This window comes from Nocardia araoensis NBRC 100135, assembly GCF_000308435.1.
Classification (GTDB): Bacteria; Actinomycetota; Actinomycetes; order Mycobacteriales; family Mycobacteriaceae; genus Nocardia; species Nocardia araoensis.
Map to the genome: position 1 here is coordinate 1 of NZ_BAFR01000081.1, position 11,188 is coordinate 11,188.

General features: G+C 67.8%; 15 protein-coding genes. 10 read left to right on the forward strand and 5 right to left on the reverse strand.

Going from position 1 to position 11,188, the window contains the following annotated elements:
* Nucleotides 1-67: 67 nt before the first annotated feature.
* A complete protein-coding gene (gene fabG / locus ON21_RS10830; protein WP_039797616.1) occupies nt 68-820 on the reverse strand; it encodes a 3-oxoacyl-ACP reductase FabG in 753 nt (250 codons plus the stop codon).
* Nucleotides 821-970: 150 nt separating this feature from the next.
* Here fabG and ON21_RS10835 point away from each other — a divergent pair, with 150 nt between their 5' ends.
* Nucleotides 971-1,444, forward strand: a complete 474-nt coding sequence (locus tag ON21_RS10835; RefSeq protein WP_039797618.1) for an SRPBCC family protein — start codon at nt 971-973, stop codon at nt 1,442-1,444.
* Between the two features lie 272 nt (nt 1,445-1,716).
* Nucleotides 1,717-2,274: a TetR/AcrR family transcriptional regulator gene (locus ON21_RS10840; RefSeq protein ID WP_039797619.1), complete on the forward strand. Its 558-nt coding sequence runs from the start codon at nt 1,717-1,719 to the stop codon at nt 2,272-2,274.
* A gap of 65 nt (nt 2,275-2,339) precedes the next feature.
* On the opposite strand, the gene ON21_RS10845 is transcribed toward ON21_RS10840, so the two are convergent.
* A complete protein-coding gene (locus ON21_RS10845; RefSeq protein ID WP_039797620.1) occupies nt 2,340-2,522 on the reverse strand; it encodes a hypothetical protein in 183 nt (60 codons plus the stop codon).
* A gap of 241 nt (nt 2,523-2,763) precedes the next feature.
* On the opposite strand from ON21_RS10845, the gene ON21_RS10850 reads away from it, so the two are divergent.
* A complete protein-coding gene (locus ON21_RS10850; protein ID WP_051020674.1) occupies nt 2,764-4,008 on the forward strand; it encodes a PepSY-associated TM helix domain-containing protein in 1,245 nt (414 codons plus the stop codon).
* A 12-nt stretch (nt 4,009-4,020) separates the two neighbouring features.
* Here the strand turns inward: ON21_RS10850 and ON21_RS40595 are convergent, their stop codons facing one another.
* Together ON21_RS40595 and ON21_RS10860 are read right to left on the reverse strand one after the other, a co-directional pair.
* Nucleotides 4,021-4,668, reverse strand: coding sequence for a LysM peptidoglycan-binding domain-containing protein (locus tag ON21_RS40595; protein WP_039797621.1), 648 nt, complete (start codon nt 4,666-4,668; stop codon nt 4,021-4,023).
* Nucleotides 4,669-4,923: 255 nt separating this feature from the next.
* Nucleotides 4,924-5,478, reverse strand: coding sequence for a peptide deformylase (locus ON21_RS10860; RefSeq protein ID WP_039797622.1), 555 nt, complete (start codon nt 5,476-5,478; stop codon nt 4,924-4,926).
* A 46-nt stretch (nt 5,479-5,524) separates the two neighbouring features.
* On the opposite strand from ON21_RS10860, the gene ON21_RS10865 reads away from it, so the two are divergent.
* The 7 genes from ON21_RS10865 (at nt 5,525) to ON21_RS10895 (ending at nt 10,862) form a co-directional block, all read left to right on the forward strand.
* Nucleotides 5,525-6,073 (forward strand): PadR family transcriptional regulator, encoded by a 549-nt coding sequence (locus ON21_RS10865; RefSeq protein ID WP_039797623.1) that lies wholly within the window; start codon nt 5,525-5,527, stop codon nt 6,071-6,073.
* A 200-nt stretch (nt 6,074-6,273) separates the two neighbouring features.
* Nucleotides 6,274-6,474, forward strand: a complete 201-nt coding sequence (locus ON21_RS10870) for a hypothetical protein (protein ID WP_039797624.1) — start codon at nt 6,274-6,276, stop codon at nt 6,472-6,474.
* A gap of 431 nt (nt 6,475-6,905) precedes the next feature.
* Complete coding sequence (locus ON21_RS10875; RefSeq protein WP_039797625.1) at nt 6,906-8,147, forward strand: oxygenase MpaB family protein; 1,242 nt, start codon at nt 6,906-6,908, stop codon at nt 8,145-8,147.
* Between the two features lie 296 nt (nt 8,148-8,443).
* Nucleotides 8,444-8,638: a hypothetical protein gene (locus ON21_RS10880; RefSeq protein ID WP_039797626.1), complete on the forward strand. Its 195-nt coding sequence runs from the start codon at nt 8,444-8,446 to the stop codon at nt 8,636-8,638.
* A gap of 82 nt (nt 8,639-8,720) precedes the next feature.
* Nucleotides 8,721-9,134 carry an SRPBCC family protein gene (locus ON21_RS10885; protein WP_039797627.1) on the forward strand — a complete coding sequence of 138 codons (414 nt, stop codon included), beginning with the start codon at nt 8,721-8,723 and terminating at the stop codon, nt 9,132-9,134.
* Between the two features lie 25 nt (nt 9,135-9,159).
* Nucleotides 9,160-9,912 (forward strand): helix-turn-helix transcriptional regulator, encoded by a 753-nt coding sequence (locus ON21_RS10890; protein ID WP_039797629.1) that lies wholly within the window; start codon nt 9,160-9,162, stop codon nt 9,910-9,912.
* Between the two features lie 47 nt (nt 9,913-9,959).
* Nucleotides 9,960-10,862, forward strand: a complete 903-nt coding sequence (locus tag ON21_RS10895; RefSeq protein ID WP_039797632.1) for a sterol desaturase family protein — start codon at nt 9,960-9,962, stop codon at nt 10,860-10,862.
* On the opposite strand, the gene ON21_RS10900 is transcribed toward ON21_RS10895, so the two are convergent.
* Nucleotides 10,826-11,188, reverse strand: a 363-nt coding sequence (locus tag ON21_RS10900) for an NAD-dependent epimerase/dehydratase family protein (RefSeq protein WP_039797634.1), incomplete at its 5' end; no start/stop codon positions are given. The genes ON21_RS10895 and ON21_RS10900 overlap by 37 nt on opposite strands.

An 11,188-nucleotide genomic window follows, 5' to 3' on the forward strand; every position in this document is an offset into this window, starting at 1 on the left:
ACGCCGATTCATGTGCTGCGACGTTACCGCCCCCGCCCGACCCGGCACGCCGGGCGGGGGCGGGTAGTCAGTTGGTCGGACCGCCCGCCACGTAGATCACCTGGCCGGAAACGAAACCGGCGCCCTCGCTCACCAGGAACGAGGCGGTGTGCGCGATGTCCTCGGGCGTGCCGACGCGCTGCACGGGAATCTGCGCTGCGGCGGCCTTCTGGAAGTCCTCGAAGGAGACGCCGACGCGTGCGGCGGTGGCGGCGGTCATGTCGGTGACGATGAACCCGGGAGCGATGGCATTGGCGGTGACGCCGAACTTGCCCAGCTCGAACGCCAAGGTCTTGGTGAAGCCCTGCAGACCGGCCTTCGCCGCCGAATAGTTCACCTGGCCGCGATTGCCGAGCGCCGAGGTGCTGGACATGTTGACGACCCGTCCCCACTTCTGCTCGACCATGTGCTTCTGCACCGCGCGGGTGAGCAGGAAGGCGCCGCGCAGGTGCACGTTCAACACCGCGTCCCAGTCGTCGACGCTCATCTTGAACAGCAGGTTGTCGCGCAGGATGCCCGCGTTGTTCACCACGACGGTCGGCGCGCCCAGCTCGTTCTCCAGCTGCGCGACGGCGGCGGCGACCGACTCCTCGTTCGACACGTCGGCGCCGAGCGCGACGGCCCGGCCGCCGGCCTCGGTGATCGCGCGGACCGTGTCGGCGCAGGCCGCCGCGTCGAGGTCGAGCACGCCGACCCGAAGACCGTCCGCGGCCAAGCGCTTGGCGATCGCCGCACCGATCCCTCGTGCGGCGCCGGACACTACTGCAACTCGCTCGCCCATGAGCGCGTCCCTTCGTCGATCGGATGTCGGATCGGATCAGTCATACCGCACCGATCCGCCGTGCCAGGGAGCGGACCGGTGCGGGGTGAGTTGGCACAGGCTCGAGCAGAAGGCTTGCCCTGCTCTCGGCCCGGATGCTTCGATCGGCACGTGACAGACCAGAACGAGGTTCCCCGTATCGTCAGCGCCAGCCGTGAGATCAACGCCGGACAGGCGGAGATCTTCGAGCTCATCGCCGATCCCGCCGAGCAGCCGCGCTGGGACGGCAACGACAACCTGGCCGAGGCCGCGGCAGGGCAGCGGGTGCGCGAAGCCGGAGCGGTGTTCAGCACCACCCTGACCAACGGGGCCGTGCGCGACAACCACGTGGTGGAGTTCATCGAGGGCAGCCGCATCGCGTGGCGACCGTCGGAGCCGGGCAACCAGCCGCCCGGCCACCTCTGGCGCTGGGAGCTGGAGCCCGCGGGCGAGGGGCGCACCCGGGTCACCCACACCTACGACTGGACGTCGCTGACCGACGAGAAGCGTCAGGTCCGCGCCCGCGCGACCACTGCGGACAAACTGTCGGCTTCGCTCGACCGGCTCGCCGAACTCGCGGAGCGGCAAGCGGTCTCATCGCAGTAGTAGTCCGCGTCGTCGTCCGGCAGCGGAACGCGCGTCCTTCGTTCCGACCCGCCGATGGTGGGCACGAAGAGGGCCGCTCGCCGGATATCGTGGCCTCGGAACACCCACGCTGGGGTGCATACCTCGGCTCGGCCACTTCCGCAGGAAGGGCGATGCGGGAGATCACCGCGCCGCGTCGATACGGCGCACTGCATACGGCGGGATTCCGGCGCCCCGGCCGGGCCTCCGGCGTGCTGCGGGCCGGTAGTCGATGGTCCGGTAACGTTGCCCGAATGACCTCGCCACGCCGTGTGAACAGGGGGCCGAAGGCGGCGGCGGGCAATCGGGCGGCTTTGATCCGGGCGGCGCGGGAGGTTTTCGCCGACAGCGGGTTCGACGCGCCGTTCAGCTCGATCGCGCGGGCCGCGGGCGTGGGGCAGGGCGTGCTCTACCGGCACTTCCCGACGCGGGAGAGCATCGCGCTGGCGGTGTTCGAGGAGAACATCGAGGGCATCGAGGCGCTGGCGGCCGATCCCGCGGTCACCGTGGACGATCTGCTGGCGATCATGGTCGACCAGATCACCACTTCGGCGGCGTTCATCGCGATGATCCATCCCACCAACACCGAAGACATGCGCCTGTTCGAGGTGGCGCGACGGCTGATCACCCTCATCGCGGAGAAGCTGGCGGATCCGCGTCAGCGCGGCACGATCAGCGCGGACATCACCACCGCGGATGTGGTCCTGGCACTGGCGATGCTGGCGGCCGTGCTGTCGAAGACCGACGCGCAGTCCAAGAAGGAGACCGCCCGGCACGCATGGGCGCTGCTGGACCGCGCGCTGCGCGGCTGAGGGCGCGCCTGTTCGAGGACGAACTGGGACCGGGTCGCGGCAGTCGAACCTTCTGCCCGTGCCGATCAGACGCAGAAACTGACGCTGACCGAGCCCAGCGGAACGTTCAGGCATACCGCGACCGACCCGGCGGCGTTCGTCGTCGGTGCGGGGGCGGCCGGTGCGGCCGAGGCTGCCGGGGCGAAGAGGACGCCGATGGTCAGGGTGAGAGCGGTGGCGGCGATCGCTTGCGTGGCTTTGGTGATCATGATGATGTTCCTTGGCTGAGCGATTGGGCGATCCGAACCCGGCCCGGCAACGACAATCCGAGTCCGGGTGACTCTGATCAGATCATCCGCCGACGAGGTGGTGCAGACAAGCCCTTGCGCCCGGCTGTCGGTGCTTTCGCAACCTATCAGCAATGCGACAGTCCGCCGCCGGGGGCGCAAGCCGTCCGGAGACGCACCCGCACACACTGGGAAGGTCGATCTTTGAAGTTAGCCTAACCTTATGAACGCGACCGCGGTGGTGCACCGGCCTGGCAAGCGGATCGTCCGATCGCGGAGGCGATCTCGGAAATCGCTACGGCGCGGACTGATCTCGATCCACCGCTGGTCGGCGCTGATTCTCGGCCTGGTCCTGGTGGTCCAGTCGACTTCGGGTGCGATCCTGCTCTACCACGCGGAATTGTTCCGCGCGCAACACGCCTCGTTCTATCGCCACACGGACGCGCCCGCGGTGATCGACACCGAACAGGCCGTCGCGCTGGTGCGCTCCACCGATCCAGGTTTCGACGTCGGCTGGGTCGGTGTGGACGGCGGTGTGATCGTGATCGGGAACGCGAACTACACCGCCGCCTACTCCGTCGACCCCGGTACCGGCCGAATGAACGAGCGGGCGAATCTGACCGACGGTGTTCTCGGCTGGCTGACCAATCTGCACAATTGCGCGTTCGGCTGCGCGCGCTACGCCGGCGCGATCCCGCTCTTGGAGAACCGGGCTCCGCTCATCGGCATCAAATGGGGGGCGCTGATTCTGGGCACGCTCGGCATACTGCTGGTTTCGCTCGCGGTGTCCGGGGCCGTCATCTGGTGGCCGTCGCTCGCGCGGCTGCGCGACGGTTTCCGGGTCCGGCTGCGGAAGGGGCGCTTCGCCAGGGATCGCGACCTGCACGACGTCATCGGCATACTGGCGGTACCGTTCCTGCTGGTGTGGGGCATCACCGGAACCACCATCGAATGGCCTGCCCTGCAGAGGGCTTGGCTGGTGGCGACCGGCGGCAACGCGACCCTCGAACGAACCGAGAGGTCTTTCGTACCGCGGCCGGGCGACGCGGCACGGCGGCCCCAGCTGTCCATCAGCGAGGCCACGGCGATCGTGGGCCGGGCCGCGCCGGGCCGACTCGCCTACCTGCTGCTACCCACGGACACCGACCCGTATTACCGTGCCACCGTCGCCGGGGCCTACTCGCCGCGCGAGCACCGTCTCCTCTACAGCGGTGACGTCACGGTCTACGTGAACCCTTACGACGACTCCGACACCAAGGTGGTCGACGCGAGCCACGACCGGCCGCTGGCGAACACCTTCTACGCCAAGGTGTTCGAGCCCGCACACTTCGGCTGGCTGGTGAACGGCTGGTGGCGACTGATCTGGCTGGCCTTCGGTCTGGCCCCGCTGGTGCTGGCGCTCACCGGCCTGTCGAGCTGGCTGGTGCGGCGCCGGACCCGGCAGCGACGCGCTCGCGCGACGACGTAGCCGCCGACCCGGTCACGACGGGAAGTGGATCACCTGGCGGGAGAAGAGCGCGTCGGGGTTGGCGATGTGATTCGCCGCCGCGACCACTCCTACTCTGGTGTCCAGATCCGCGGGGCCGTACTCGCGCTCGCACATCGTGCGCAGCGTGTCGCCCGCGACGTCGCGACGGCGGTTCAGGCCGGGCACGATGATCACCTGGCCGGGAGCCGGTTCGGTGCCGGAGGGCAGATGGTTGGCCAACTCGATCATCAAGGCCAAGTGCGCGTCGCCGTACCAGCGCTCGGCGAGGATCGCGAGGCTTTCCCCTTCGACCACCGTGTGGTGACCGACATCGGCCAGCTCCGGAATGTGCAGCCACGCGCCGCGCTGGATCGCACGTTGCGCCACACCGTTGACGACTTCCCAGATCAGCTGGTGGTGGGCGTCCTCGGTCCCGTAGTAACGCTGGGTGATCTGCTTGCGCGCCGCGGTGGAGTCGGCGGTGGTGACGAGGTGGCGCCGCGTGATGTAGGGGATCAGGAGCTGCTGTCCGACATCGATCGAATTCGGATCGGCGAGGTGGTTCTGGCGCGCGATCGCCGGGAACAGACTGCTGTCTCCGTATTCCCGCTGCGCGATCGCGGAGAGGGTGTCGCCGGGTTGGACTTCGTACTTCTTCATCTCTTCGGCCCTTCTGAGACTGCTGACAGCGGGCGCCGCGGACCTCGATTCCGACTGTCTCGACGCGCACCCGCCGCACGAACGGTTGTAGCGCTACCGAATGCTCGTCGCGATCGGCCGCGCGATCGTGCGTAGACGACTACTCGATTTCGTCGGCGCCCACTTCGACTCCGCTGGTGCGGCGTGCGGAATACCCGCATCGTCACGCAGGGTCGGCGGGGCTCAGCCGGTGCGACCGGAGGAGCCAACGGCGAATCACGGCGTATCCGTGCCGGGGAGCCAGCTGTGGCCGGGGTGCATCCATCGTCGGTCCTTGATCATGCGTCGGGCGGCTCGCTTGTTTCGTCCGATGAGGCGTTCGAGATAGAGGCGGCCGTCGAGGTGGTCGGTCTCGTGCTGGAGGCAGCGGGCGAGATAGCCGGTGGCCTCGACGGTGACGGGGCGGCCGGTCAGGTCGACGCCGGTGACCTCGGCCCAATGCGCGCGGCCGGTGGGGTACCACTCGCCCGGCACGGACAGGCACCCTTCCAAGTCGTCGGGGTCCGGCATCGTCTCGGGGAGCGGGGAAGTTCGCAGGACCGGGTTGATCACGTGGCCGCGGTGCCGCCGGCCCGCGTCGACCAGGTCGTAGACGAAGACCGCGCGCGGGTCTCCCACTTGGTTCGCGGCCAGACCCGCTCCGTTGGCGGCGGTGTTGGTGTCGAACAGGTCGTCGATGAAGGCGGCGAGGTCTCCGTCGAAAACGGTGACGGGGACGGCGGGCGTGGTCAGCCGCGGATCGCCCGCGATGAGGATCGGTCGAACAGCCATGGCCGAGAGAGTACTCAAATACGAGTAGTCGTGACAGACTAGCTGGGTGAACGAGACCAGGTTGTTCGTCCTCGCCGCTCTCGCCCGACGCGGCCCCATGCACGGACATCAGTTGCGACGCGATGCCCGTCTGGACCGCGCCGACCTGTGGTCGCGGGTCAAGCCCGGGTCGCTCTACGGCGCTCTGCACCGGATGGCCGACGAGGGGTTGATCCGGCCCCTGCGCACCGAGCAAGACGGCGCGCTTCCCGCTCGCACGGTCTATGAGATCACCGCCGAAGGGCACCGGGAACTGCGCGCCCTGCGTGACGAAGCGTTCACCGAAGTCGACATCCGGCCCGATCCGGTGGATCTCGCGCTGGCGGTAAGCGACGATCTCGACCGCGAGCTGCTGCGCGGATACCTCGAAGACCGCCTCGCCGCACTGCGGGCGCGACGCTCCCGGGTCGAGCACCAGCTCGACCGTCGCTGGCCCGACCAGAACCTCGCCGACGACCTCATCGTGGAACACGCCACCATGCGGATCGAAGCCGAAATACTCTGGCACGAGAAGGTTCTCGGCGATATCGACAAGCTCGACGCACGCCGCTCGTGACCTCACGGTCACCGAATCCGTTGACGTCCGGCTTGTTTGGACGATCGTTCGACGGATACTCGGATATGCCCTGTAAGGGCAGTTCTTTTCGATCGTGTGAAGAAGCTCGGAGGCCGATTCGAGCGCCGCGGCAGGGGTAGCACCAAGGCGTGGCGCCAAGAGCCACAGTCGGTTTCATCCGCTACCGAAAGGAGCACGTGATGGCAGACCAGAACAACCCGGGCCAGTTCGGCAACCGTTCCGACACCGAGGAGCAGGCGCGTCGCGGCGGCCAGGCCAGCACCGGCAGCTTCGGCGACCGCAACTCCGCCGATCCGAGCGCGGCCGGACGCAAGGGCGCCGAGGCGCAGCCCAACGAAGCGAAGGTGCGTGGCGGACAGCACAGCCACTCCGGTCGCTGACGTCGACCGAAAAACGGGCCGGGCGGTACAACCGCCCGGCCCGTTTTGTCGTGTCGGGGCTCCCATCGGCGTCGGCGCAGCGGCGGCAGGCTCACCGATCCCTACTTATGTGACTAGACATTAGCGATGTTTACGGTTCGATGTAGGCGCAGCTCTACTGCCGCTACGTCGGGCATCGGTCGATCACCGTCTTGCTGGACCATTGTCCGACTAGCTTGAACGTGCTGATCATGTGCGATTCCGGTATCGAGCCGGGTGGGCGTAGGTCGTGGCGCGATCGGTACCTGCAAGTTGCCCAAAAGGCGGGACAACCACCGGTGCTGCTTGCTAAGTTAATGACTGTTCTTATCGCTGCGACGGCGATAATGAGTGCCGCCGGTCTTCGTCGCATCATCACGGCGGCGCTCGGCTCAATGAGGAGTGGCGCAGACATGGATGGACTCAGCAGGCGCAACGCGTTGAAAGCCGGAGGGGTGTTGGGCGCGTTCGGGGCCCTGGCCATGGTTACCCCGGCCCGCGCGGAGCCGTGGACGTGGTCCCCGCAGGGTTCGGTGGCGGGCTCCGGCGAAGGGGCCGATCCGCTCACCGTCTGGGACCCCGAGGCGGACCAGTTGGTCGCCTCACTGATCGACCGGGGGGAGGTGCCGAGGGTCAACGAGTTGCTGCGCACCTGGACCGCGAACGGTCAGCCTTTGCCGGACGGATTACCGCCGGATCTGCGCGACTTCATGGAGTACGCACGTCAGCTGCCGCCCTGGGCCGATCGCGGCAAGCTGGCCACCGCCGTCGAGTTCAACAAGAAGCGCGGGTTGTATCTCGGCGTGCTCTACGGCTTGGCCAGCGGCATGATGAGCACGGTCATTCCGAAGGAGGCCCGCGCGGTCTACTACTCCAAGGGCGGTCACGACCTGAAGGACCGCATCTTGAAGACCGCCAAACTCGGTTACGACATCGGGACCGCGAATGCCTATGCGCCCGATGGTGAGATGATCGTGACCTGCGTGAAGACCCGGCTGGTCCATGCCGCCGTGCGTCATCTGCTGCCGCAGTCGCCGCACTGGGTCTACTCCGCCGAGGAGGACATCCCGATCAGCCAGAACGACATGATGGTCACCTGGCACAGTTTGCCGACCACCGTCATGAAGCATCTGACCGCATGGCAAGTGCCGATCCCCGCCGCCGAGTCGGAGGCGTTCCTGCATTCGTGGCAGGTGGGCGGGCACATGCTCGGCATCCGGGACGAATACATTCCGAACTCTTGGCCGGAGGCCAACTCGCAGGCCGCGCAGGTGCTGGATCCCATCCTGGGGCCGACCCCGGAGGGCGCCAAGCTGGCCGATCGGCTGCTGCGCCTGGGGGCGAACCTCGACTTCGCCGTCCTCAGCAAGCCGGTGCTGGGCGCCTTCACCCGCTTCCTGCTCGGCGACCAGATCGCCGACGGGCTGGCCATCGCCAGGGAGCCGGTCTGGGACCCGCTGCTGCGGCTGAGCTGGGGACCCTTCATCGCCGTGCGGGAAGGTCTGCTCCCCGTGGTGCCGCTCGCACCGGACGCCTACTGGCTGTTCGACGAATTCCTCCGCAGGGCGGCGCTGCTCTATCTGGCGGAACTGCGGATGCCGATCAGCATCGAGATCCCGACCATGAATCGAGACATGAGCCGGCCGCCGCGCTGAGTTCTCCGGACGCCGATGCGCTCTCGATGCCATCTGGAGTGCATCGGCGATAGCTGGTAAGTTACTGGTTATTCTTTGCAGTGGATTACCGAGATCGGCGGCACTCCGCCATAGTCACCGGTTATGCGGCTGGTAGGCGCGGGGTCGACAGTAGATCTTGACCTATGTTATGAGGAGTTCGGCATTGTGAGCCAGAGGAAGCCCGGTCTGCCGCATGGCTCGAACGCGCTGCGATCGATGTCAGGCGGTGGCGCGGAGCAGGCCGTGACGACGACGCATCGGACAGCGCGGCGGACATGACGGACCCGCGGCATATCCGGCATATCCATATCGAATGCGGCGCCTTGGTCCTGGACTACCGGGCGTGCGCGGAACAGGCCCGCAGTCTGGCCGCGGACTTGGCGCACAGTCATCCGGATCTGATCGTCACGATCGATGACGATGTGCACGTCGAGTTGCCCGAGTTGCCCTGCGGCGGTCTGTGGAGGTGATCGGCGCACGGACCCTGGTGGCTCGAATCGCGTGTGGGTAGATTGCTCTTGATCTGCCCCAGCGACGAGGAGCGTCGGCCCGATGACAGCGATTCGCCACGAGATCGTGATCGACGCTCCGGCGCGCTACATCTGGGATGTCGTACGCGATGTCGGCGCCGTGCATCGACGCCTGCTCCCGGGCCGGGTCGTCGACACCCGCCTCGACGGAGCGGAACGTTCGCTGACTTTCCCGGACGGGCATGTGATCCGCGAACGGATCGTCTCCATCGATGACGAGGCTCGCCGGTTGGCGTACTCCGTCGTCGAAGGCGCCAGACCCGCGCTGGAATACCATCACGCTTCGTTCGAGGTTCGCGTCGAGGGGGAGCGCGGCAGGCTGATCTGGATCACCGACGTCTTGCCGGAGTCGGCCGCGCCGGAGGTCCGGATTCGGACCGAATACGGCCTGAGGGAGATGAAGCAGGCGATCGAGGCCGCGGCGGCCGAGTCGTAGCGGGCCGGATCGGGAGGCGCCGGACATGTGGCAGGGCACCGCGACGCTGTACCCGGGCAGACTGTTGTACGCCGGGCGGCTCGGGAGCGCGCACCGCCACCATCACGCCGCCGCGCAATTGATCTTCAGCACCGACGGATCCGTCGGTCTGCGCGATGACGCCGGCCGCGACTGGTCGGGGCGAGCGGCGCTGATCCCGCCCGGTGTATCGCACGAAACCACTGGTACGGCCACAGGATTGCTAGTCTTCGCCGACGCGCAGTCGCCCCTCGGGCGCGCGCTGACCGATTGTGTGCGGCGCACCGGGAGCGCCGTCGACTCGGTCACCGCGTGGTCGCGGGCCGCGCTGCCACTGCTCGACCTCGACGACGGCGAGCGGGATCCCCAGCAACTGGCGCACGCCGCACTGACGGCCTTGATCGGCGATCCCGCTCCCACCGGCGCTGCCCGGCACCCGGCGCTGCGTCGCGCGCTGGAGCTGCTGCCGGATCTGCTCGACGGCCCGCTGCGTCTGGCCGAGCTCGCCGCCGCGGTCGGACTGTCGGCGAGCCGACTCGGTCATCTGTTCCGTGCCGAGCTCGGGCTGGCGTTCCCTCCGTATCTGCGGTGGGCGCGCCTGCGACAAGCGATGGACCACGTCCGTCGCGGCGGCACGCTCACCGAGGCCGCGCACGCCGCGGGTTTCGCCGACAGCGCGCATCTCACCCGAGTCTGCCGCGAGATGTTCGGGCTCACCCCCTCCGAACTCGCCGGTGCGGTCACCATGGTGCGGCCGTAGCGAATCCGTTCAAGCGCCGTCGGGACCGCGGCCCCACGCTGAACGGCATGCACACCTTGGTTCGCTACGGCTACGTGCCGTTCATGCTCTTGGCGGTCAACGGCGCCGCGCTCGCCGTCATCGCCACCGGCGCCGGCAAATTATGGCTGTTGCCGCTGCTGGTGCTGGCGGTCGCCGCATCGTTCGCCGCCGAACGGATCCTGCCTTACCACGCCGACTGGAACCGCGCCCACGACGACGGTCGGCGCGACACCGCGCACGCCGTGGTCAACGAACTGCTCACCCTCGGCGGCGTGGCCGCACTGCCGCTGATGGCCGCGCTGATCCCTTCCGCCGATGTCTGGCCGCACCGGTGGCCCTTCCCGATTCAGGTGCTGGTCGCGGTTCTCGTCGCTGATCTCGGCATCACGCTGACCCACTTGGCCAGCCACAAGATTCCCGCGCTGTGGCGGCTGCACGCCGTGCACCACAGCGTCGAACGCGCCTACGGTTTCAACGGCCTGATGAAACATCCCCTGCACCAGACTCTGGAGACCGTCGCCGGTGTCATCCCGCTCGTACTGCTGGGCCTGCCCACCTCGGTGGCTTCGGCCCTAGCGTTCACCGTCGCGGTGCAACTCCTACTGCAACACTCGAACGTCGACTACCGCGTAGGCACCCTGCGTACCGTGCTCGCGCTCAACCAGGCACACCGGTTCCACCACTTGAAATGGGCGGGCATCGGCGACGTCAACTTCGGATTGTTCACCTTGTTCTGGGATCACCTGTTGCGCACCTACTCCTACGACCCGGACCGCCGCTTCACCAGCGACGACCTCGGGATGGCCGCCAAGCCCCAGTACCCCAGCGGCTATCTCGCCCAACTCGTCGAACCCTTCCGGCCCAGCGGCGCCTGCGGGGCCACGAAACCCGCTCAGCGCTCATTGCCCGCGCGCAGCCAGGCGATGTAGTCGGCGGTCGCGCGTTCGGTGTCGTAGTCGGGCCGGTAGCCGGTGTCCTGCTGGATACGGGTGATGTCGAGGTAGTTGCGTTGTCCGGACCCACCGGTGGGGAGGTCGATCCCGGCGTCCGGGACGACCTTCTCGATCGCGGCGATGACTTCGGCGTTGGTCGTCGCACGGCCGGAAGCGACGTTGTAGGTGCGGTGATTGAGCCGGTCTGCCAGTTGCAGGAGTGCGATGGCCCGGCCGCAGTCCTTCACGTAGCACAGGTCGATCGCGTCGTCCGCGTAGGCGGGGAAGCGCAGCGACGACAGGTCCGGCGCGGTGCCGCGGGT